General features: G+C 69.5%; 18 protein-coding genes and 1 pseudogene. 15 read left to right on the top strand and 4 right to left on the bottom strand.

The genetic code is table 11. The features are described 5' to 3' along the window. Positions 1–23 precede the first annotated feature (23 nt). The gene (locus tag FB475_RS34650; RefSeq protein WP_141862441.1) at positions 24–770 is read left to right on the top strand and encodes a class I SAM-dependent methyltransferase; all 747 of its coding nucleotides are present in this window, start codon (positions 24–26) and stop codon (positions 768–770) included. Between the two features lie 166 nt (positions 771–936). After that, positions 937–1,338, top strand: coding sequence for a DUF3040 domain-containing protein (locus FB475_RS34645; protein WP_238332624.1), 402 nt, complete (start codon positions 937–939; stop codon positions 1,336–1,338). Between the two features lie 112 nt (positions 1,339–1,450). Here FB475_RS34645 and FB475_RS34640 read toward each other — a convergent pair whose 3' ends face one another. The 3 genes from FB475_RS34640 to FB475_RS34630 are packed head-to-tail and all read right to left on the bottom strand — an operon-like array spanning position 1,451 to position 6,051. Next, a complete protein-coding gene (locus FB475_RS34640) occupies positions 1,451–3,823 on the bottom strand; it encodes a transglutaminase TgpA family protein (protein WP_141862439.1) in 2,373 nt (790 codons plus the stop codon). Beyond that, positions 3,820–5,106, bottom strand: a complete 1,287-nt coding sequence (locus tag FB475_RS34635) for a DUF58 domain-containing protein (protein ID WP_141862437.1) — start codon at positions 5,104–5,106, stop codon at positions 3,820–3,822. The genes FB475_RS34640 and FB475_RS34635 overlap by 4 nt, the downstream gene beginning before the upstream one ends. Before the next feature lie 6 nt (positions 5,107–5,112). Continuing rightward, positions 5,113–6,051: an AAA family ATPase gene (locus FB475_RS34630; RefSeq protein ID WP_420359246.1), complete on the bottom strand. Its 939-nt coding sequence runs from the start codon at positions 6,049–6,051 to the stop codon at positions 5,113–5,115. Positions 6,052–6,490: 439 nt separating this feature from the next. Here FB475_RS34630 and mraZ point away from each other — a divergent pair, with 439 nt between their 5' ends. The 13 genes and pseudogenes from mraZ to ftsZ form a co-directional block, all read left to right on the top strand. Beyond that, on the top strand, positions 6,491–6,922 hold the full coding sequence (gene mraZ / locus FB475_RS34625; RefSeq protein WP_141862435.1) for a division/cell wall cluster transcriptional repressor MraZ: 432 nt from the start codon (positions 6,491–6,493) through the stop codon (positions 6,920–6,922). Positions 6,923–7,155: 233 nt separating this feature from the next. Further along, complete coding sequence (gene rsmH / locus FB475_RS34620; RefSeq protein WP_141863143.1) at positions 7,156–8,121, top strand: 16S rRNA (cytosine(1402)-N(4))-methyltransferase RsmH; 966 nt, start codon at positions 7,156–7,158, stop codon at positions 8,119–8,121. Then, complete coding sequence (gene ftsL, locus FB475_RS34615) at positions 8,121–8,753, top strand: cell division protein FtsL (protein ID WP_141862432.1); 633 nt, start codon at positions 8,121–8,123, stop codon at positions 8,751–8,753. Before rsmH ends, ftsL begins: the two co-directional genes overlap by 1 nt. A gap of 448 nt (positions 8,754–9,201) precedes the next feature. After that, positions 9,202–10,983 (top strand): peptidoglycan D,D-transpeptidase FtsI family protein, encoded by a 1,782-nt coding sequence (locus FB475_RS34610; RefSeq protein WP_141862430.1) that lies wholly within the window; start codon positions 9,202–9,204, stop codon positions 10,981–10,983. 62 nt (positions 10,984–11,045) lie between these two features. Next, positions 11,046–12,572: a UDP-N-acetylmuramoyl-L-alanyl-D-glutamate--2,6-diaminopimelate ligase gene (locus FB475_RS34605; RefSeq protein WP_141862428.1), complete on the top strand. Its 1,527-nt coding sequence runs from the start codon at positions 11,046–11,048 to the stop codon at positions 12,570–12,572. After that, entirely contained in the window at positions 12,569–13,960 is a 1,392-nt protein-coding gene (locus FB475_RS34600; RefSeq protein WP_141862426.1) for a UDP-N-acetylmuramoyl-tripeptide--D-alanyl-D-alanine ligase, read from the top strand. The genes FB475_RS34605 and FB475_RS34600 overlap by 4 nt, the downstream gene beginning before the upstream one ends. 29 nt (positions 13,961–13,989) lie before the next feature. After that, positions 13,990–15,024 (top strand): phospho-N-acetylmuramoyl-pentapeptide-transferase, encoded by a 1,035-nt coding sequence (mraY, locus tag FB475_RS34595; RefSeq protein WP_420359245.1) that lies wholly within the window; start codon positions 13,990–13,992, stop codon positions 15,022–15,024. Next, on the top strand, positions 15,021–16,454 hold the full coding sequence (gene murD, locus FB475_RS34590; RefSeq protein ID WP_141862422.1) for a UDP-N-acetylmuramoyl-L-alanine--D-glutamate ligase: 1,434 nt from the start codon (positions 15,021–15,023) through the stop codon (positions 16,452–16,454). Before mraY ends, murD begins: the two co-directional genes overlap by 4 nt. 4 nt (positions 16,455–16,458) lie before the next feature. Continuing rightward, a complete protein-coding gene (ftsW, locus tag FB475_RS34585) occupies positions 16,459–17,706 on the top strand; it encodes a putative lipid II flippase FtsW (protein ID WP_141862420.1) in 1,248 nt (415 codons plus the stop codon). 34 nt (positions 17,707–17,740) lie between these two features. Beyond that, the gene (gene murG / locus FB475_RS34580) at positions 17,741–18,829 is read left to right on the top strand and encodes an undecaprenyldiphospho-muramoylpentapeptide beta-N-acetylglucosaminyltransferase (RefSeq protein ID WP_141862418.1); all 1,089 of its coding nucleotides are present in this window, start codon (positions 17,741–17,743) and stop codon (positions 18,827–18,829) included. After that, positions 18,826–20,286 carry a UDP-N-acetylmuramate--L-alanine ligase gene (murC, locus tag FB475_RS34575; protein ID WP_141862416.1) on the top strand — a complete coding sequence of 487 codons (1,461 nt, stop codon included), beginning with the start codon at positions 18,826–18,828 and terminating at the stop codon, positions 20,284–20,286. The genes murG and murC overlap by 4 nt, the downstream gene beginning before the upstream one ends. Positions 20,287–20,304: 18 nt before the next feature. After that, the gene (locus FB475_RS34570; RefSeq protein ID WP_141862414.1) at positions 20,305–21,045 is read left to right on the top strand and encodes a cell division protein FtsQ/DivIB; all 741 of its coding nucleotides are present in this window, start codon (positions 20,305–20,307) and stop codon (positions 21,043–21,045) included. 159 nt (positions 21,046–21,204) lie between these two features. Beyond that, positions 21,205–22,578: pseudogene (gene ftsZ, locus FB475_RS37960) on the top strand (cell division protein FtsZ); the annotation flags it as partial. Between the two features lie 232 nt (positions 22,579–22,810). Here ftsZ and FB475_RS34560 read toward each other — a convergent pair. Beyond that, complete coding sequence (locus FB475_RS34560) at positions 22,811–23,317, bottom strand: ArsR/SmtB family transcription factor (RefSeq protein ID WP_141862409.1); 507 nt, start codon at positions 23,315–23,317, stop codon at positions 22,811–22,813. Positions 23,318–23,335 lie beyond the last annotated feature (18 nt).

Raw genomic sequence — 23,335 nt, 5'->3', positions numbered from 1 at the left:
GACTCGGCAGGGCTGGAGGCTTGATGGTGGAGCGGCGGCGGCGCGGTGTGCGGACGGCGTTGGTGGGTGAGGCGCTGCGCGTTGCGCTGGCGGCGCGCGAGCGGACCGATCCGGGCGCCGGGCTGGACATCGTCGACCTCGGCGGAGGTACCGGCGGGTTCGCCGTCCCGCTCGCGGTCGAGGGTCACCGGGTGACCGTTGTCGACCCGAGCCCCGACGCACTGGCCTCGCTCGAACGTCGGGCCCGCGACGAAGGCGTCAGCGAGCTGGTCCGCGGCGTCCAGGGTGATGCGGCCGAGCTGCTCGGCCTGGTGGGGGAGTCGAGCGCTGACGCCGTGCTCTGCCACGGTGTGCTCGAGGTCGTCGACGACCCGGCACAGGCGCTGCAGGCGATGGCCTCCGTACTGCGCGAAGGCGGCGTGCTGAGTCTGCTGGTTGCCCAGCGCAACGCGGTCGTCCTGGCGCGGGCGCTGGCCGGGCACCTGGCCGAGGCACGAGTTGCGCTGCAGGATCCGGACGGCCGCTGGGGCGCGACCGACCCGATGCCGCGGCGGTTCGACGAGGCCGGCATCATCGGGCAGCTGGCCGACACCGGGTTCATGGTGCACACGGTGCACGGCGTCCGGACGTTCGCCGACCTGGTGCCGTCCGCGTTCGTCGACTCCGAACCGGGCGCGGCCGACTCGCTCGCGGACCTCGAGCGTGCGGCCAGCCAGCACCCGGCGTTCCGGGCACTCGCGACCCAGCTGCACATCCTCGCCACTCGCTGAGCGGTCGCCACGGAGCGTGACGACGGCGCGTTGGTACGGCGCCTTGAAACGGGGCAGTTGCGGGACCGTGACGCGCTGGACAGGCGGTCAGGGTTTCGTGTGACGCGAGGGCGGCCTAGACTGAAGGCGGCCTATCGAGATCGCGCTCATCATGGAGGGATCGACGGTGCCCCTCTCGGAAGAAGAGCAGCGCCAGTTCGAGCAGCTCGAACGTGCCCTTGCTGCGGAAGACCCGAAGTTCGTTTCCGCCATGCGTGGGACAAATGTGCGCTTGTACTACCGGCGCCGCGCAGTGCTTGCCGGCGTTGGTTTCGTGCTGGGCATCGCGGTGCTGATGACCGGTGCCATCATTCCCAACACCATCATCGGAGTCATCGGCTTCGTGATGATGGTCGCCTGCTTGTACATCGCGGCGCTGAGCATGAAGCGGATCAGCAACGCGGGGGAGTCCGACGACATCCCACCGCCTCCGCCGACCAAGCGGCACCGGACCAAGCACGACTCCTCCGGCAGCTTCATGGAGCGCATGGAAGACCGCTGGCGCCGCCGCCGCGAGGAAGACCTCTGACGCTCAAAGCCTGATACCGACCACACCCGCGCCCTGCTGGGCCGGGTGTGGTCGTTTCTACACCGGCGGCATGACGCCCGGCTCTACGACCAAGTGGCGGAGAACCGGGGGTTCATCCTCTATGGGATCCCGTTGTAGGGCGTTTCGGGAGGACTAGCGAGCGCAGGCGGGCTAGTAGTAGGTCGAACTCGTCGAGGAGGTCCGAGGCTTCGTTGGTGCCGCGGCTGAGGTACCAGCGCCAGGACGGCGGGAGGAGGCGCGCCCGCCAGCGGCGGCGGGTCGGGGCCTGGGTCCACAGCGCCTTGCGTACGTCGGCCGCGTCGGCGCGTAGGTCGATCTCGCCGTACTCGTCACCGGCGTACCGGAGTGCCTCGATGCCACGGGCCAGCCGGCGGGCGGCCGGATGGACTTCCTCGGGGAGCTTCGACGCCAGCCACTGCCCGGACTGACGGGGGGTGGAGATTTCGGACCAGTCCAGGCCGAGGTCCCGGGACGTGTCCCGGATCTCCGCCCACAACCCTTCGGCCCCCGCCCGGCCCGGAGGCCGCAGGAAGCGTCGTCTGCGGGTCAGCGTCCGGATCAGCCACGGGACGCACAGCAGCAGCAGGACGCCGAGACCGATGGCGATCGCCTGCCCGCCGCCGCGGGTGAACCAGTTGCCGCCGCCGGCGGTCGTGATGCCGGTCTGATCGGGCAGGTTCGGGTCGTGCCGCGGCTTGTCGATCGGCCCGGTCGCCTTGTCGCCCGGCGTGGTCGGGCCGCTGGTCGGCGCCGTCGACGGTGTGTTCGACGGCTCGTTCGCGGCCACCGTCCAGCCCGGCGTCGTCGCGACCCGCGCGGACGGCGTCGGCTCGAACCGGACCCAGCCGACACCCTGGAAGTACAGCTCGGGCCAGGCGTGCATGTCGTGCATGCGGACCGTGTACAGGCCGTCCTTGTCGGAGGTGCCGGGCAGGAAGCCGATCCCGACCCGGGCCGGGATGCCGAGGATCCGCGCCATCAGCGCCATCCCGGTGGCGAACTGCTCGCAGTACCCCTTCTTGCTGTTCAGCAGGAAGTCCTCGATCGCGGACATCCCGCTGCCCTTGACGTTCTCCGTGCTGTACGTGAACTGGCCGCCGCTGCGGAACCAGTTCTGCAGCAGCACCGCGGCCTCGAACTTGTTGCTCTTGGCCGACTCCGTGAGGTTGTACGCGAGACGTTTGATCGAGTCCGGCGTCTTGTCCGGCACGATCATCGTGTACCGGTCCGGCGCGCCGGTGGTGATCGAGTCGTGCAGCTGGTCCGGCGTCGGCTCCAGGTCGTACGCGGTCAGCTTGTACTTCTTGCCCGCGATGATCCCGCCGTTGCTCGACATCACGTCCAGCGCACCGGAGTCGAACTGCCAGTCCTTCTTCAGCGAGATCGACTGCAACGGGTAGGGCACCGGGACGAGTTGCGAGCGCAGGTCCCGGGTGACGTTGATCTCCATCGAGGTGACCGGCACCTTCGACAGGTCGCCGTTGAAACCGGGCGGCGGCGTCAGGGTGCCGTTCAGTTTCTGTTCCTCGCCGCGCGGCGCGATCCGCCAGGTGTTGCCGTCGAACAGGTCGAGCGCGGTCAGCCGCAGGTACGTACCGCCGGTCGGGCCGCCCTTGTAGGTGAGCGCCACGACGTTGTCGCCGCGCTTGAGGTTGCGGCCCATGTCGAGCATCGGGTCGGTGGAGGAGATCGAGGCCCCGATCCCGGTACCGTCGCTGCCGCCGGCCAGACCGTTGCCGATCACACCTTCCGGCAGGGCCGGCAACAGGGCGGGCAACAGTGCGGCGATCGCGACCACGGTCAGCCCGATCCGGCGGCCGGCCTGGCCGAGCGCCGACGCCTCGACGGGCTCGGCCGCGTCGAGGTGTGAGACCCCGGAGATCCGGCGGCCCCAGCGGCTCAGCCGGCTGCGCCCCTCCGAGGACAGCAGCACGATGTACCCGATCGCCGGCGGGATGAACAGCAGCCACGGCAACCCGCCGTGCACGGTCGCGGCCGGCACCGTGTACATGATCAGCAACAGCAGCCCGGACCACGCCGCCTGACGGAGCTGTACGGCGATCACGTGGATCAGGAACCCGGTCGCGCAGATCACCGACACCGCGAACAGCGTCAGGTGCGGGTCCGGCGGCAGCGGCGCGCTGAACCGGTTGATCGAGTCCATCGCGTCGACCATCCGCGCGTTGAACTCGATCGCGGTCGCCCGCCACGGGATCAGCCCGAACTTCATCGTGCCGTGCAGGAAGAACAACGACAGCAGCTCGACGAGCACGAGCAGCTGGACGATCGGGACCACGATCCGCGGGATGCGCAGGTTCTGCAGTCCGACGCCGACCCCGGTGATCAGCGCACAGAGGAACGCGCTGATGAACAGGAACGGCCCGGAGAACACCGGGGTCAGCACCAGCGACCCGAGCGCGGTCGCGCCCCAAGCGGCTATCGAGATCCTCGCGTGTCCAGTCATGCGATTCTTCCGCTTCGTAGTCCGAGACCGGACCATACCGTCGGGAGGTGGTCGCCGCGGCGGACTCTGGCTACTCGCCAGCCGTTGCGGCGCAGTTCGTTCTCGGTGGCGTCCGTGGCGGCGGACAGGCGGGCCGCCTTCTCGGTCGCCTCGGCGCCGACCGCCCAGCTGGCCGCGTCCAGGACCAGAGCGACACCGGTCGCCTGGCTGGTCCGCCAGCGGTTCAGGGCGATCACGTCATCGGTACTGCACGCGCCGAGGATCGCGATCACCAGGCTCGGCTCCTGCGGGTGCCGGTCGACGGTCAGCAGCGGACCGATCTCGGCGTACCGGTGTTCCTCGACGGTCGCGCACTCGGTCAGCAGTTCCTGCTGCGAGAGCGGCTGATGCACGGCGGCCGATGTCCGGTGCGTGATCGCCGACAGCGTGGTCGGCCCGCCGAGCATCGTGGTGACGTACCCGCGGCGGATCCGGTCGATGCCGACCGACGCGGCCGCGCTGACCGCCCACTCCAGGCTCGACGACGGGCCGTGCCCGTGGTGCGAGATCGTGCGTGCGTCCAGGAACAGCGCGCACCGGCTCTGCCACGGCTGCTCCTCGCGGCGGACCATCAGCTCGCCGCGGCGGGCGGTGGACCGCCAGTGCACCCGGCGCAGGTCGTCACCGTCGCGGTACTCGCGGACCGTCGCGTCCTCCTCACCCGCGGACGCGATCGCCCGCGGCCGGTTCTCGCCGGCGCCGGCCCGGTCCGCGCCGAGGCGTACCTCGGGCAGCTTGAACACCCGTGGCGTGACGAGCAGGTGCTGGCTGCGGGTGAACGTCCGGCTGGTCTCCACCAACCCGAACGGGTCGGCGACGGTCAGCATCAGCGGTCCGACCTGGAACAGCCCGCGGACGTCGGACTTCACCGGATAGGTGACGGTACGGCGCCAGTTCGGGCTGACGCGGTCGACGACGAAGCGCGGGCGGTGGCCCAGTACATAAGGAATGCGGTCCTCGAGCAGCAACAGTCCGGCCGGCATCCGGCCCTGGTTGCTGAGCGTCAGCTCGACGGTCGCCTGCGTCCCGACCGGGACCTGGTCCGGTGCGAGGCTTCGGCGTACCTGCAGGCGGAGCCGGGTGCGGCCGACCACCAGTGCCGCGACGACCGGCAGCGCGGCCAGCAGAATGCCGACCCGCAGCAGGTCCTTCTGGCCGAGCAGTAGTGCGCACAGCGATGCAGTGATCCCGGCCGCGACGAACGCCCGCCCTCTGGTGGTCAGTCCGCGCAGTGCCTGCCGCATGTCGTCTCAGTCCCGACGAGTACGGGGGAGCGGCACCGTGGCCACCAGTCCGGAGATGATGTCGGACGCGCCGCGCCCACCGAGATGCGCCTCGGCCGCCGGTAGCACGCGGTGCGCGAGCACCGGTACCGCGAGCTCCTGGATGTCGTCCGGCAGCACGAACTCGCGGGAGTCCAGTGCGGCGGCCGCACGGGCGGCCCGGATCAGGTGCAGCGTCGACCGCGGGCTCGCGCCCAGCCGGAGCTCCTGCGAACGGCGGGTCGCGCCGACGAGCGCGACGGCGTACTCCTTCACGGACTCGGAGACGTGGACCGACTGCACGGTCTTGACCAGGCGGAGGATCTGCTGGCCGTCGGTGACCGGCTGCAGGTTCGCCAGCGGGTCGTCGGCGGCATGGCCGTCCAGCATGCGCAGCTCGGCGGCGGGCTCCGGGTAACCCATCGAGACCCGGGCCATGAAGCGGTCGCGCTGGGCTTCCGGCAGCGGGTACGTGCCTTCCATCTCGATCGGGTTCTGGGTCGCGATCACCATGAACGGCGCGTCCAGCGTGTACGTCGTGGTGTCGACGGTGACCTGGCGCTCTTCCATCGACTCCAGCAACGCGGCCTGCGTCTTCGGCGAGGCGCGGTTGATCTCGTCACCGACCACGATGTTCGCGAAGACCGCGCCGGGCTTGAACTCGAAGTCGCGGATCTCCTGGTTGAAGACCGAGACGCCGGTGATGTCGGAGGGCAGCAGGTCCGGCGTGAACTGGATCCGCCGCACGCTGCAGTCGATCGACTTGGCCAGCGCCTTGGCCAGCATCGTCTTGCCGACGCCCGGCACGTCCTCGATCAGCAGGTGGCCCTCGGCCAGCAGGACCGTGACGGCGACCTCGACGACGTCGGGTTTGCCCTCGATCACCTGCTCCATGGCGCGGCGGACGCGTCCCGCCACCTCGGACAGCTCGTCGAAGTCCCCGGCTCCTGCCAGCGGCGAGCTGGTCGCGGTGGTGCTCACTCTGAGTCCTCCCCATTCGTTGACTGCCGACACATTCTCACCCTGCGTAGGGGTCGGGCCAAGAGTCTGGTCGGTTGGCGGTTCGATCGTCACGGCGCACGCCCTCAGGGTCGGTAGTCGTCCCTCCAAGCGTACGGGCGGCACCAGCGGCGTGTCGGGCGTACGACGCCGCGAACCGGTACCTGGTTCACGCGTGGGCCGGGCCAATGGTTCATGGAGGACTCAACGACACGCGGGCGCCGGGTGCCGATTCACGCGGCACGGGAGCGGAATGGAGCGGAAGTTGGTTGACGGTGGTGGAAAGTGGAGTAAGGTGGAGCGCAGTGGAACTGAAGTGGTGGAAACACTCGCCTGAGTCGGAGAGTCCGCAACGGGGAGGTGGAGCGTGTTCCTCGGAACTCACTTCCCCAAGCTCGACGACAAGGGCCGGCTGTTCCTGCCGGCGAAGTTCCGGGACGAGCTGGCCGACGGTCTGGTGATCACGCGTGGACAGGAGCGATCGCTGTCCGTGTGGCCGGAGCGCGAGTTCGTCCAGCTGACCGAGCAGTTGAAGCAGGCTCCGATCACCAACAAGGGTGCCCGGGACTACCTACGGATGTTGTTCGCCGGTGCCTCCAACGAGGTCCCGGACAAGCAGGGCCGGGTCACCATCCCACCGATGCTGCGCGACTACTCAGCACTTGACCGCGACTGCGTCGTCATCGGGGCGATGAACCGGGTGGAGATCTGGAACACGGAGAACTGGAACCGGTACTCCGCGGAGCAGGAGCAGGCGTTCGCCGATCTCTCCGAGGAAGTGCTGCCAGGCATCTTCTAAAGCTGAACAGTGTGCGTGGACCGAGAGACACCGACCGTCCGGTGAGATCACGGGTCCGACTTCCGACCTGGAGTGTTGGCGTCACTTCCCCGGCGCCAAGACCGAGCAGGTACTTCCCCGGAAGGCGTACCCGCGATCTGACCGGACGGTGCTGTCTACCCACGTATCACAGCTGACCTGCGGGGGCAGGGGTCGTTTCCCGCAGCTGTAGGGAAATGACGGGAAGGGTCGAGATGGACGCTGCGGAGCGGCATGTGCCGGTGATGCTGGAGCGCGTGGTCGCGCTGCTGGCACCGGCGCTCGCACGTCCCGGCGCGGTCTTCGTCGACGCGACCCTCGGCCTCGGTGGTCACTCCGAGGCATTCCTGCAGCGGTTTCCCGAGGTCCGGTTGATCGGCCTCGACCGGGACCCGAACGCGTTGCGGCTGGCCGGTGAGCGGCTCGCGCCGTTCGAGGAGCGGCTTACGCTCGTGCACGCGGTGTACGACGAACTGCCGCGGGTACTGGCCGACCTCGGCGTACCGGCGATCGACGGGATCCTGTTCGACCTGGGCGTCTCCTCGATGCAGCTGGACGAGGCGGACCGCGGGTTCGCCTACGCGCAGGACGCGCCGCTGGACATGCGGATGGATCCGACCGGCCCGACCACGGCCGCGGACATCGTGAACACCTACAGCGCGGCCGATTTGGCCCGGATCCTGTTCCAGTACGGCGAGGAGAAGTTCGCCCGCCGGATCGCGGACCGGATCGTCCGGGAACGCGAGACCGAGCCGTTCACGAACAGTGCGCGGCTGTCCGAGCTGGTCCGGAACGCGATCCCGCAGGCGGCCCGGCGGACCGGTGGGCATCCGGCGAAGCGGACGTTCCAGGCGTTGCGGATCGAGGTGAACGGCGAGCTCGACGTACTGCGCCGGGCGCTGCCCGCCGCGCTGGAGGCGCTCGCGCTGCACGGCCGGATCGTGGTGATGAGCTACCACTCGCTCGAGGACCGGATCACCAAGCAGGCGTTCGCGCCGGGCACCAAGTCCGACGTACCCGACGACCTGCCGGTCGTCCCGGCGGGGTACGAACCGTATCTGAAGCTACTGACCCGGGGTGCCGAACGGCCGACCGAGCAGGAGGTCGCGGTGAACCCGCGCGCCGCGTCTGCTCGCGTGCGGGCGGCCGAGCGAATCCGGGAGAGGGGACTGGTGGCCTGATGAGTACCGTCTTCAGCCCGCAGAAGGCGCGGGTGACGCCGGCCCCCGGCACCACAGGCGCGAAGAAGGAGCAGCCACGGCTGCGGGTGGTGTACGGCGCGCCGTTCCGGCCGCCGCGGATGCCGTTCGTGATCTTCGTGGTGTCGCTGCTGGCCGCCGGACTGGTCGGACTGCTGCTGCTGAACACGCAGCTGCAGAGCGGCACGTTCGACATCACCAAGCTGAACAGCCAGGCGAACGACCTGCGCGATCAGCAGCAGCAGCTGGAGAAGCAGGTGCGCGCGCTGGAGTCGCCGCAGAACCTGTCCGACCGGGCGCTGCGGATGGGCATGGTGCCGAACCCGAACCCGGTCTTCCTGCGGCTGTCCGACGGGCGCGTGCTCGGCGTACCGGCCGAGGGGAAGGCCGGCGCCGGAACGGCGATGTTCGGCCCGCAGACGCCGACCACCAAGCCGGCCACCAAGCCGGTGGTGAAGCCGACCACGCCGGTGAAGCCGGCTACCGGGACGACAGCCGCGACCACGAAACCGCCGACCAGCACTACCAAGCCGCCCACCAGCACGACCAAGCCGCCGACCGGTGCCACGAAGCCGGCTACGACGAAGAAGCCCGCCACGACCACACGGGGATGATCGGATGACGGACCGACGGGGAAACGAGCCACCACGCAAGCGTGGTGCCACACCGGGCCGGGACAACCCGCCCCGCAAGGCTCAACCCCGTCGTCCACCCGCTACCGACAGTACGCGCGCCAACCCCCCACGCCCCGAATCCACCCGAGACCGCCTCCTCCGCAAAGCCGAGGAGGAGAAGCACAGCGCCGCCCGCCGCCCGTCGCCCAGTGATGCGGCCTCCGGCCGCACGCGTGGGAGCGCGGCTGCGCCGCGCGCGGCGGCGGCTGGCCGTGGCGCTGGTGGCGCGGGGCGGCAGTCGCCGGGTACGAAGGCTGCTGGCGCGGGGCGTGCTGGCGGGGCTAAGAAGGGTGCCGCGAAGCGGCCGGTCAAGAAGGGGGCGGCTAAGCGGCCTCCGCAGAATCGGCCTCGGGCTCGGCCTAAGCGGCGGGTCAAGAAGGCGCCGCGGATGTTGCGGTTGGGGCGGCCGGCGTTGCGGTTGCGGTTGACGTTCGGGGTGATGGCGTTCGTGCTGTCGCTGTTCGCCGGGCGGCTTGTGCTGTTGCAGGGTGTGGACCCGGACAGCTACGCGGCCGCGGCGACCAAGGAGAACGCGCGGTCGTTCGTGCTGCATGCGGACCGCGGGACGATCGAGGACCGCAACGGCGTGGAGCTCGCGGTCACCGAGGATGCGGTCGCGATCACCGCGGACCCGCAGCAGACGAAGCCGGTCGCGCAACAGCTGGCTGCCATCCTCGCGCCGAAGATCCCCGGTACGACGACCGCGAAGCTGGTCGCCGCGATGTCCGGCACCGGCCGGTTCGCGTACGTCGCACGCCAGGTGAGCCCGACGGCGTGGAGCGCGATCCAGGCCGAGATCAAGGCCGCGAACCTGCCGATCGCCGCCCAGAACAAGGGCAAGCCCAAGGAGCAGCAGGCACCGCTGCTGACCGGCCTGTACACCGAGGAAGACCCGATCCGCAGCCACCCGAACGGGAGCATCGCCGCCACCCTGGTCGGCGTCACCGGTGCCGACGGCAAGGGCCTGTCCGGGCTCGAGTACGGCCTGAACGACAAGCTGTCCGGCGTCGACGGCAAGGCGGTCTACGAGGTCGATGCCCGCGGCAACCAGATCCCGAACGCGAACCACACCGTCCAGGAGCCCAAGCCCGGCGTCGGCGTCCAGTTGACGCTCGACACCGACCTGCAGTTCTTCGCCGAGAAGCGGATCCAGCAGGCCGTCCAGCAGTACAAGGCGAGCGCCGGCACGGTCGTGGTGATGGACGTGAAGACCGGCGAGCTGCTCGCGCTGGCGAACTACCCGTCGTTCGACCCGAACAAGCCGTACACCTCCAAGGACCTGAACAACCCGGCCCTGGAGCGCAGCTTCGAGCCCGGCAGCGTGCAGAAGGTCGTCACGATGGCCGCCCTCGCCGACGCCGGCAAGATCAACCTGAGCACCAAACTGCAGGTCCCGGGCAGCATCGAGGTCCAGCGCCGGATCATCAAGGACCACTGGTCGCACGACACGATGAACCTGACCATCTCCGGGGTGATCGCGAAGTCGTCGAACGTCGGCACGATCATGGCCGCGCAGCGGATGCCGATCGCGCAGTTCGTGAAGTACCTGCACAACTTCGGCTTCGGCGAGCCCACCGGGCTGAACTTCCCCGGTGAGACGAACGGCCGGTTGGCGCCGGGCGACGAGTGGCCGGAGATCACCCGGTCGAACGTCGCGTTCGGCCAGGGCCTGTCGGTGAACGCGGTCCAGGAGGCCGCCGCGGTCAACGCGGTCGCGAACGGTGGCGTGTACGAGCCGCCGAAGCTGATCCGCAACTACATCCAGGCCGACGGCACCCTGACGCCGAACCAGTCCGCACCGGCCCGCCGGGTGGTCAGCGAGCAGGCCGCCAAGGAAGTCACCACGATGATGGAGTCGGTGACCGCGAAGAAGGGCACCGCGCCGCAGGCCGCGATCGACGGCTACCTGGTGGCCGGCAAGACCGGTACGGCGCAGCAGGTCGTCCCCGGCACCGGGAAATACGGCAACTGGGCGACTTCTTTCGCCGGATTCGCCCCGGCCGACAACCCACGGTTCGTGACGTACGTCGTACTCCACGATCCCCAGGGTGCCCGGGGTGGTGGTCTGCAAGGAGGACCGGTGTTCCGAGACGTGATGAGCTACGCGCTGCAGAAGTACGTCGTCCCGCCGACGGGGGCGGCGCAGCCGAGCATCCCGCTCACCTGGTGATGCAACTGGTGACGCAGGGTCAGGTAGGAGTCACGGGGCCCGGAGCGGTAGCCTCAGGGCCCGTGTCCACCCCTACCGCCGCCGGCGGCGCGGTCGCAGCGATCAGGCCACGGCACGTCGTGCCCGTAGCCCTCGCGGACCTGGCGAACGTCGCCCACACAGAGCTCCCGGCAACGTCGCCGGTGAGCGTGACCGGCGTCTCCCTCGACTCGCGTTCCGTCCTCCCCGGCGACCTGTACGCCGCACTGCCCGGCGCGGTCACGCACGGCGCCGAATTCGTCGCGAAAGCCCAGCAGGCGGGCGCCGTCGCCGTACTGACCGACCCGGCCGGCGCCGAGCGGGCCAAGGCCACCGGGCTTCCGGTGCTGGTCGTCGACAAGCCGCGCAGTGTGCTCGGCGCGGTTGCCTCGCGGATCTACGGAGAGCCGACGAGTGAGCTGCGGCTGCTCGGCGTGACCGGGACGAACGGCAAGACCACGACCAGCTTCCTGCTGGATTCGGTACTGCGGCAGCTCGGCCCGTCGGCGCTCATCGGCACGATTCAAACGCGCGTTGGCGACGAGGTCGTGAAGAGCGTCCGGACCACTCCGGAAGCCACCGATCTGCAGGCGCTGTTCGCAGTGATGCGCGAGCGGGCCGTCGCCTGGTGCGCGATGGAGGTGTCGAGCCACGCGCTGGCGCTGGGCCGCGTCGACGGCGCGCGCTTCGCGGTCGCGGGGTTCCTCAACCTGACGCAGGACCACCTGGACTTCCACAAGACGTTCGAGGACTACTTCCAGGCGAAGGCCTCGCTGTTCACCCCGGAGCGCTGCGATGTCGCGGTGGTGACGATCGACGACGAGTACGGGCGCCGCCTGGCCGCGCAGACCGTCGTACCGCTGGTCACCGTGTCCACCAAGGGTGACGCCGACTGGACCGTCGCGCACCGGCACCGTTCCGAGCACGGGACGACCGTGCTGGACATTCAGGGGCCGGGGGAGACGCTGACGGTCGAGATCGGGCTGCCCGGTGACTTCAACGTCGCCAACGCGTTGCTCGCGACCGCGATGCTGCGGCAGCTCGACGTACCGGCCGAGGCGATCGCCGCCGGGCTGCGGACCGCCAGCGTGCCCGGGCGGATGGAGACCTTCACCCGGCAGGACGGGCTGGCCGTGGTCGTGGACTACGCGCACACGCCCGACGCGGTGGCGCTCGCCCTGAGGGCCGCGCGGACGGCGACCAAGGGCCGGCTGTTCGCGGTCGTCGGCTGCGGTGGCGACCGGGATCCGGGGAAGCGGCCCGCGATGGGTGCCGAGGCGGCGAAGGCGGCCGACGTCGTGATCGTCACCGACGACAACCCGCGCAGCGAGGACCCGGCCGCGATCCGGGCGGCCGCGATCGCCGGCGCGCGGGCCGCCGTACTGGACGTGAACCTGCACGAGATCGGCGATCGGCGGCAGGCGATCGCGTCCGCGATCGAGCTGGCCGGACCGGGCGACACCGTCGTCGTGCTGGGCAAGGGCCATGAGACAGGCCAGGACGTCGGCGGCGTGATCCACCCGTTCGACGACCGCGAAACCGTGCGTGAGCTGTTGGAGGCAGACCGGTGATCCCTGTCAGTTGCGGCGAGATCGCCGACGCCGTTCGCGGCGAGCTCGTGGGCGTCGAGCCCACGGCTGTCGTCGACGGCGCGGTGGTGATCGACTCACGAGTCGCCGAACCGGGCGGGTTGTTCGTCGCCGTGCCCGGTGAGCACGTCGACGGTCACGACTTCGTCGGTACGGCGACCGCGGCGGGCGTCACCGTCTCGCTCACCACGCGGCCGGTCGAGGGCTGCCCTTGCATCGTGGTCGACGACACCCAGCGCGCGCTCGGTGACCTGGCCCGGCACGTGATCGCGAAGCTGCCGGACCTGACCGTGATCGGCCTCACCGGTTCGACCGGGAAGACCAGCGCGAAGGACCTGATCGGCCAGCTGGTCCGCCCGTACGGCGAGACCGTGGCGCCGGAAGGCTCCTTCAACAACGAGCTCGGGCATCCGCTGACCGCGCTGCGGGCGACCGCGGCGACGAAGTACCTGGTCGCCGAGATGGGCGCCCGGCACATGGGCGACATCCGGTTCCTGAGCGCGATCACGCCGCCGGCGGTCGGCCTGGTACTGAACGTCGGTACGTCGCACATCGGCGAGTTCGGATCCCAGGACAACATCGCGATCGCGAAGGGCGAGCTGATCGAGGCCGTGCAGCCCGGCGGTACGGCGGTTCTGAACGCCGACGACCACCGGGTGGCCGCGATGCGGAGCCGGACGCGGGAGAAGGTGCTGACCTTCGGTCAGGCGCCCGAGGCGGACGTCCGGGCGACGGACGTGAAGATCGACGGCGAAGGCCGGCCGGCGTTCACGCTGCACATCGGCGCGTTCAGCGGCAACGTCCAGCTGCAGCTGATCGGTGAGCACCACGTCTCGAACGCGCTCGCCGCCGGAGCCGTCGCGCTCGCGGTCGGGCTGACGCCGGAGCAGATTGCCGACGGGCTGAACGCCGCCCAGCGGGTGTCCGCGGCGCGGATGGAGCTGACCGAACGCGCGGACGGCGTGACGATCATCAACGACGCGTTCAACGCGAACCCGGACTCGACCCGCGCGGCGCTCAAGTCGCTGGTCGCGATCGGCCGTTCCCGCGGTGCCCGGACCTGGGCGGTGCTCGGCGAGATGCTCGAGCTCGGCGACACCTCGCAGGAGGCGCACGACGCGATCGGCCGGCTGGCCGTCCGGCTGGACGTGAACCGGCTGGTCGTGGTCGGCGAGGGCGCGAAACCGATGCACCTCGGTGCCTCGCTGGAAGGTTCGTGGGGCAACGAGTCCGTGTTCGTCGAGACCATCCCGGAGGCGCTGGAGTTGCTGCGCGCGGAGCTCCGCGCCGGTGACGTCGTACTGGTGAAGTCCTCGAAGGCGGCCAAGCTGCGCAGCCTCGCCGACGCCCTGCTGGAGGAACAGCAGTGATCTCGATCCTGTTCGGCGGTGCCGTCTCGATGGTGCTGACCCTGCTCGGCACCCGGTACGCGATCAAGTGGCTGGCCCGCCGCGGCTACGGCCAGGAGATCCGCGACGACGGCCTGCAGTCACACATGATCAAACGCGGTACGCCGACCATGGGCGGCACCGTCTTCATCGTCGCGACCATCGTCGGGTACTTCGCGGCGAAGCTGTTCACGATGACGCCGCCGACCGCGTCGGCGCTGCTCGTGCTGTTCCTGTTCGCCGGGATGGGCGTGGTCGGCTTCCTGGACGACTTCATCAAGATCTTCCGGCAGCGCAGCCTCGGCCTGCGCAGCAAGGCGAAACTGGCCGGCCAGACGATGGTCGCGGTGATCTTCGCGGTGCTCGCGCTGCAGTTCCCGGACGACCGCGGTCAGCGGCCGGCCTCGCCGTTCATCTCGTTCATCCGCGACATCGGCTGGCTCGAACTGCCGTCGATCCTGGTGATCATCTGGATCCTGCTGCTGATCGCGGGGATGTCCAACGGTGTGAACCTCGCCGACGGTCTGGACGGTCTCGCCACCGGTGCGTCGATGATGGTGTTCGGCGCGTACACGCTGATCTGCATCTGGCAGTTCAACCAGAGCTGCGCGACCGAGCGGGGCGTCGGCGCCAAGTGTTACGAGGTACGCGATCCGCGTGACCTGGCGGTCGTCGCGGCCTGTCTGACCGGGGCGCTGTTCGGATTCCTGTGGTGGAACGCGTCGCCGGCGAAGATCTTCATGGGCGACACCGGTTCGCTGTCGCTCGGTGGTGCGCTGGCCGGGATGGCCGTGATGACCCGCACCGAGCTGCTCGTGCTGCTGCTCGGCGGCCTGTTCGTGCTGATCACCGCGTCGGTCATCCTGCAGGTGGGCTACTTCAAACTGACCCACGGCAAACGGTTGTTCCGGATGGCGCCACTCCATCACCACTTCGAGATGCTCGGCTGGGAACAGGTCAATGTGGTGATCCGGTTCTGGATCATCCAGGGCCTCTGCGTCGTGATCGGGCTCGGAGTCTTCTACGCGGAATGGGTCACCGGATGAGCCTGACAACACGCACCGACGACGGCTGGGACACGACCCGGTTCGTCGTCCTCGGCTTCGGTACGGCGGGCTACGCCTGCGCCGACTCCCTGCTCCAGGCCGGCGCCGAGCACCTCCTCGTACTCGACGACCGGGACAACGAGGCACTGCGCGAAAAGGCGCAGATCCTGGAGACGCTCGGCGCCACGATCACGCTCGGCCCGGGAAGTACGCAGGAACTCCCGAAGGACGTCGACGTCGTCGTGACGTCGCCCGGCGTACCGCCGCACGCGCCGCTGCTCGCGCAGGCGGCCGAGCGGGACGTCCCGATCTGGAGCGAGATCGAGCTGGCCTGGCGGCTCCGCGACCCGGCGCACGCCGCGCCGTGGCTGTGCATCACCGGTACCAACGGCAAGACCACGACCGTGCAGATGCTGACCGCGATGCTGCAGGCGGCCGGCCACCGAGCCGTTGCCGCGGGCAACGTCGGGCTGCCGCTGCTGGAAGCCGTGATGGACCCCGAGCCGTACGACGTGATCGCGGTCGAGCTGTCCAGCTACCAGTTGCACTTCACGCACTCGCTGTCCGCGCACTCGGCCGCGGTCCTGAACATCGCCCCGGACCACGTCGACTGGCACGGCTCGCTCGACGCGTACGCCGCGGCGAAGGGCAAGATCTTCGAGAACTGCCAGGTCGCGTGCGTGTACAACGTCGCGGACCCGGTCACCGAGCGGCTGGTCGAGGAAGCGGACGTGATCGAGGGCTGCCGCGCGATCGGTTTCACCCTCGGTACGCCGGGACTCTCGATGCTCGGTCTCGTCGACGACCTGCTCGTCGACCGCGCGTTCATCGAGCAACGGTCGACGTCCGCGCTCGAACTGGCCACGATCGACGACGTCAACCCGCCCGCACCGCACAACATCGCGAACGCGCTGGCCGCGGCCGCGCTGGCCCGGTCGTTCGGCGTACCGGCGAACGCGGTGCGCGACGCGTTGCGCGGATTCCATCCGGACAAGCACCGGATCGCATACGTCGCGGACGTTGCCGGAGTCAACTATGTCGACGACTCGAAGGCCACGAATCCGCATGCCGCACAGGCGTCCTTGCTCGCCTACGAGCATGTGGTCTGGATCGCCGGCGGCCAGGCCAAGGGCGCGACCTTCGACGATCTCGTGGTGGCGGCCCGCGAACGGTTGCGTGCCGTCGTACTGCTCGGCCAGGACAAGGCGGTGATCGCCGAAGCTCTCGAGCGACACGCACCGGATGTCCCGAGGATCGTCGTCGAGTCAACCGACACTGGTGCCATGGAGATCGTGGTGGGGGAGGCGGCGAAGCTCGCACAGGTGGGTGACACCGTGCTGCTCGCCCCTGGCTGCGCGTCCTGGGACATGTTCGCCAACTACGGAGCCCGCGGCGACGCCTTCGCCGAAGCCGTACGCCGGCTGGGGTGATCGCGTGACGTCGGTCGCAGATCAGCAGGAAGGCCGCAGGAGCGACGAACGCCCGTGGATCGCCGCGATCCGGGACGTGCTGGACCGCCCGCTGACGTCGTACCACATCGTGCTCGGTGCGACCGGCCTCCTGCTGGTGCTCGGCCTGATGATGGTGCTGTCCGCGTCCAGCGTGCTGTCGTTCCGCGCGTACGGCAGCAGTTACACGATCTTCACCCGGCAGCTGATCTGGGTCGTGGTCGGCCTCCCGATGGCGTACGTCGCCTCCCGGATGACGCCGCGGCACTTCCGGATGCTCGCGTACGTCGCGTTGCTGGGCTCGACGTTCCTGCTCGTGCTGACGTTCATCCCGGGCCTCGGCGTCGGCGTGAACGGCAACACCAACTGGCTGCGGCTCGGCGGTCCGCTGCAGATCCAGCCGAGCGAGTTCGCCAAGCTCGCGATGGTGATGTGGTGCGCGGATCTGTACGCCCGCAAGGAGAAGCTGCTCACCCAGTGGAAGCACCTGCTGGTCCCGATGGTCCCGGTCTGCGGTCTGGTGATCGCCCTGGTCGTCGGCCAGCACGACCTGGGCACGGCGCTGGTCCTGATGGCCGTGATGATCGGCATGATCTGGGTGGTCGGCGCACCGACCCGGTTGTTCGTCGCGACCATCGGCGCGGTCGGGATCGTGGCGACGTACTTCGTCAACGCCGAGCGCTACCGGATGCAGCGGGTGACGTCGTTCCTGGACCCGTTCGGCGATCCGTCCGGTGTCGGCTGGCAGGCGTACCACTCGTTCTACGCGCTCTCGACCGGCGGCTGGTGGGGCGTCGGGATCGGCAACAGCCGGCAGAAGTGGGGCAACCTGCCCGAGGCGCACACCGACTTCATCTTCTCGGTGATCGGCGAGGAACTCGGCCTGGTCGGGTCGCTGACCGTGATCGCGCTGTTCCTGCTGCTCGCCTACGCCGGGGTCCGGATCGCGACCCGGAACACCCAGCCGTTCGTGCGGTACGCGGCCGCCGGGATCACCGTCTGGATCATGGCGCAGACCGTGGTCAACCTCGGCGCGGTGATCGGACTGCTACCCATCGTGGGTATCCCGCTCCCGCTTTTGTCGTACGGTGGTTCCGCACTGCTGCCGACGCTGATCGCGATCGGCATGCTGCTGTCCTTCGCGAAGGCCGAGCCCGGCGCGCAGGCCGCCCTGAACGAAACCCGGCGACCTCGTTTCGGCTGGCTGTCCTCGCGACGAGCTTCGCCCAGATGAAAGACAAGTGAACCCCGCGGGAGCGTTGAAAGCTGTGCCCAGCATCGTTCTGGCCGGTGGCGGTAGCGCCGGTCACACCTCACCCCTGATCGCCACGGCGGACGCTCTGCGCCGGATCGACCCGACCATCGAGATCCTCGCGCTCGGCACCGAGCGCGGCCTGGAGACCCGGGTGGTGCCCGAGGCCGGGTACCGGCTGGAGCTGATCCCGCCGGTGCCGTTGCCGCGCAAGCCCACCCCGGCGCTGTTCGCCGTACCGGGCAAAATGCTCGCCTCGGTGAGCGCGGCCCGCAAGGCGCTCGACGAGGCCAAGGCGGACGTCCTGGTCGGCTTCGGTGGTTACGTCTCCACCCCGGCGTACGTCGCCGCCTGGCGGCGGAAGACGCCGATCGTTGTTCACGAGGGCAACGCGGTGCCGGGGATCGCGAACAAGTTCGCCGCGCGGTACTGCACCGAGCACGTCAAGACGTCCTTCCCCGGCTCCGACCTGCCGCACGCGGAGTACGTCGGCCTCCCGATCCGGCGGTCGATCTCGACGCTGGACCGGGCCGCGTTGCGTGCCGAGGCCCGGCGGTTCTTCGGCCTCGACCCGAACGCGCCGACGCTGTTCGTGACCGGCGGCTCACAGGGCGCACAGCGGATCAACGAGTCCGTCTCCGGCGCGGCGGCCGACCTGCAGGCGGCCGGTATCCAGGTACTGCACGCGATCGGCCCGAAGAACACCCTCGACGTGCCGCAGACCGGCCCGCTGCCGTACGTCGTGCTGAACTACGTCGACCGGATGGACCTCGCGTACGCCGCCGCCGACCTGGTGGTCTGCCGCTCCGGTGCGAACACCGTCACCGAGGTGTCCGGCGTCGGCCTGCCGGCGATCTACGTCCCGCTGCCGATCGGTAACGGTGAGCAGCGGCTGAACGCCAAACCGGTGGTCGACGTGGGCGGCGGCATCCTGATCGACAACGCCGACCTCACCGTCGACTGGGTTCGCGCGAATGTGCCCCAACTTCTGCTCGACCGCGAGCGTCTGACAACTATGTCCACTGCTGCGACCGGGGTGATCCGGACCGACGCCGACGAGCGATTGGCGCGGATCATCCTCGATGTGGTGAGGTCTGCCTCGTGATCGTCACCGCACCTGACACGCTGTTGCCTGCCGAAAAGCTGGGCCGCGTGCACTTCGTCGGTATCGGCGGCGCCGGGATGTCGGGGATCGCCCGGATCATGGCGTCCCGCGGTATCGAGGTGTCCGGCTCCGACGCCAAGGACGGCAAGGTGCTGGCCGCGTTGCGCGCGCTCGGCGCGACCTGCTGGGTCGGCCACGCGGCCGAGCACGTCAAGGACGCCGACACCGTGGTGGTATCGACCGCGATCCGCGAGACCAACCCCGAGGTGGTCGCCGCCCGCGCGGCCGGGATCCCGATCCTGCCCCGGGCCGCGGCGCTCGCCTCGGTGATGGTCGGCCGCCGCACGCTCGCCGTCGCCGGTACGCACGGCAAGACCACGACCACGTCGATGCTCACGGTCGCGTTGCAGCACTGCGGTGCCGACCCGTCGTACGCGATCGGTGGGAACCTCAACGAATCCGGGTCGAACGCCCACGACGGCAACGGCGACCTGTTCGTCGCCGAGGCCGACGAGTCGGACAAGTCGTTCCTGACCTACTCGCCCGAGGTGTCTATTGTCACGTCGGTCGAGCCCGACCACCTGGACAACTACGGCGACGAGGCCAGCTACCGCAAGGCGTTCGAGGAGTTCTGCGCGCGGGTGCTGCCCGGTGGGTTCATGGTGATCTGCCACGACGACGCCGGCGCCCGCAAGCTCGCGTCGTACGCTCGCGAACGCGACATCGACGTACGGACGTACGGCGAATCCGAAGACGCGGACCTGCAGGTCACGGAGATCACCGCGACCGGTGCGACCCAGTCCTTCGTACCGGTGTACCGCGGGCGGAAGCTCCCGGTGGTGCGGCTGCAGCAGGCCGGCAAGCACAACGCCCTGAACGCGTCCGCGGCGCTCACCGTCGGGCTCGGACTCGGGTTTTCGGCGGCCGATCTGGCCGAGGGGCTCGCGTCCTTCACCGGGACCGGGCGGCGGTTCGAGTTCAAGGGTCTCGAGGACGGCGTCCGGGTCTTCGACTCCTACGCACACCACCCGACCGAGCTGGCCGTCGACCTGACCGCGGCGCGTCAGGTGGCGGGGGAGGGGCGTGTGATCGCCTGCTTCCAGCCGCACCTGTTCAGCCGGACGCGCATCTTCGCCACCGAGTTCTCCGAGGCGCTGGCGCTGGCCGACGAGGTCGTGGTGATGGACGTCTTCGCGGCCCGCGAGGACCCGGAGCCCGGCGTCACCGGGGCCCTGATCGCGAACCACGTTCCGCTGAAGCCCGAGCAGGTCCGGTTCGAGCCGTCCTGGTCCGCCGTACCGCAGCTGGTCGCGGACCTGGCCGAGCCGGGCGACCTGGTCGTCACCCTCGGAGCCGGCGACGTCACGCTGATCGGCCCGGAAGTCGTTGGTCTGCTGGCCGAACGCGCCGCTACCCGCGAGCCTTCGAAGCCAACGCCCGTTGCTGTGGTGGAGTAATTGGGTGGGGTTTGTTGAATGAGCCAGAGCGTCGATCTGGCTCGGGCACAGCAGCGGTTCGCGCGCCGGCAACGGCTGGTGCGCCGGCGTAGCTGGCTGCCCTGGGCCATCGGCGGCGGGCTGGTCGTACTGGCCGGCCTGGTCGTCTGGTTGTTCTATTTCTCCTCGGTGTTCGCGGTCTCCGGGGTCCGGATCAGCGGTGCCGACACGGTGCCGGTGGCAACGATCGAGCAGACCGCGGCCGCACCGGTCGGAACCCCGCTGGCAAAGGTGGATCTGCGCGCGATCGCGGACCGGGTCCGGACCATCCCGGCGGTCGCGGACGCGCAGGTGACCCGGGCCTGGCCGCGCAAGATCGTGATCGTGGTCACCGAACGGGTCCCGGTCGTGGTGGTCACCGACGGCACGCGGTTCGAGCTGGTCGACGCGACCGGAACGTCGTACCGCACGGTGCCGGACCGTCCCGCCGGGCTGCCGGAGGCGAAGGTGACCGGCGTCCGGCGCGACGTCACGATCCATTCGGTGGTGACGGTTTCGGCCGCGTTGCCGGACACGCTGCGGACTCAGGTCGGGACGATCTCGGCGACCTCGCCGGACTCGATCACGCTCAACCTGAGCTCCGGAGTGAAGGTTGTTTGGGGTAGTTCCGATGACAGTGCGCGCAAGGCCGAGGTACTGAGCGTGCTGATGAAGCGCGACGCCAAGGTGTACGACGTGTCGGCGCCCGATCTCCCTGTGACCAAAGGGGAAAGACGGTGACAGGTCACATGACGGGATGTGCGGCGAGGCGCGTGGACTTCGGCCGGGAGCCTCACGTAGCGTTCCGCGTAATCTAAAGTTGACATAAGTCTAAGCATCCACTTGAGGTTCAGTCTTTTCGCTGGACAACGGGAAAGCAACGAGGCGAGAGGCGCGGACGTGGCGGCACCGCAGAACTACCTGGCACTCATCAAGGTCGTCGGCATCGGCGGAGGCGGCGTCAACGCCGTCAACCGGATGATCGAGCACGGTCTGAAGGGCGTTGAGTTCATCGCCATCAACACCGACGCCCAGGCGCTGTTGATGAGCGACGCGGACGTCAAGCTCGACATCGGCCGCGAAGAGACCCGTGGTCTCGGCGCCGGCGCGAACCCGGCGATCGGGCAGAAGGCCGCCGAGGACCACTCGGAGGAGATCGAGGAGGCGCTGAAGGGCGCCGACATGGTCTTCGTCACCGCGGGTGAGGGTGGCGGCACCGGCACCGGCGGTGCGCCGGTGGTCTCACGGATCGCCCGTTCCCTCGGCGCGCTGACCATCGGCGTGGTCACCCGCCCGTTCTCGTTCGAGGGCAAGCGCCGCGCGACCCAGGCCGAGGAAGGCATCGCGGCGCTCCGCGAAGAGGTCGACACGCTGATCGTCATCCCGAACGACCGGCTGCTGACCATCTCCGACCGCGCCGTGTCCGTGCTGGACGCGTTCAAGCAGGCCGACCAGGTGCTGCTGCAAGGTGTTTCCGGTATCACCGACCTGATCACGACGCCCGGTCTGATCAACGTGGACTTCGCGGACGTCAAGGCGGTCATGTCGAACGCCGGCTCCGCGCTGATGGGTATCGGTTCGTCCCGCGGCGAGGACCGCGCGGTCGCGGCGGCCGAGGCGGCGATCTCGTCTCCGTTGCTCGAGGCAAGCATCGAGGGCGCGCACGGCGTCCTGCTGTCGATCGCGGGTGGTTCCGACCTGGGCCTGTTCGAGATCAACGAGGCCGCGCAACTGGTGTCCGAGTCGGCGCACTCGGACGCGAACATCATCTTCGGCGCGGTGATCGACGACGCGCTCGGTGACGAGGTCCGGGTCACGGTGATCGCGGCCGGCTTCGACGGCGGCATGCCCAAGCGCCGCGAACAGGCGATGAACCAGGCCCGGCCCCAGACGACCCGCCCGGCCCCGCAGTCGTACTCCCAGCCGATGACGGTCACCAACCCGACCCAGACACCGCCGCCCCCCGCGCATCAGCAGCCCGGTGGTGGCCAGGGCGGCTTCGCCCAGCCGGGTGGCGGGCAGGCGGGTGCCGCGCAAACCGGTGGCACGCAGACCGGTGGCACCCAGCCAGGTGGCATCCAGGCGGGGAGCACGCAGGGCGGCGGTCAAGCAGGCGGTGGCCAGGGCGGCTCGGCCCAGCCGGGTGGGGGGCAGGGCGGCTTCGTCCAGCCGGCCCCAGGCTCGCCCGGTCACCCTGGTACGGGTGCTCCTCAATCGGTCCCGGGCCAACAGGGCATCCCCGCTCAGCCGACCGACGACACCGTCCCGGTGCCGGCCCCGACTGAGCCACGCGCTGGCACGACCAACTCCGCCCGCCCCCAAGAAGGCGTGCGCACCGTCCAGAACGGTCAGCAGTCGGCGCAGCCCGCTCCGCACACCCCGGCGTCGCCGACGACTCAGCACTCCTGGCCCACAAACGGCCCGAGCAACTCGGCGAGTAACAGTGGCGCTGGTCAGGTGAAGAAGAAGCCAGAGCCTGAGGAAGACCTCGACATCCCGGACTTCCTCAAGTAGTCCCACGGGGCCGGTACACCGACACCACCACGCCGTACCGCGCCTCGTCCGGTCCGGCGTCGGTGAGGCCGTCGACCAACCGGCTCAGTGTCTCGGCGAGTTCTTCCGCCTGAGCCGCGGTCAGCCGCAGGTTCCGGACCGTCAACAGCGGGTCGTCCTCGGCCGTTTCGAGATCGGCCGCGACCGCTTGCAGCGCAACGGTGTTGTTCGCCCGGGCGCCAACACCTGCGAACCCGAACCGCCGGACCGAGCGGCGGTAGTACTGCTCCGTCCCGCCACGCACCTGCCGCGTTTCCGCGACATGCACCATCCCGGCATCGCGTAACACCCCCAGATGATGTGCGACGTTGCCCTTCGCCGTACCGAGCGCGGCGGCCAACTGGCTGATCGTCGCCGCCTCCTGCCCCAGCGCGAACAGCAGACGATGCCGCAGCGGATGCCCGAGCGCCTTGAACTGGGCAGCGCTCGACACCTCCAGGTGATCAACGATCTCGGCCATGACTAAAGCGTCGAGAAT

The organism is Kribbella jejuensis, assembly GCF_006715085.1.
Lineage (GTDB): Bacteria > Actinomycetota > Actinomycetes > Propionibacteriales > Kribbellaceae > Kribbella > Kribbella jejuensis.
This window is presented reverse-complemented; position numbering and strand designations above follow the sequence as displayed.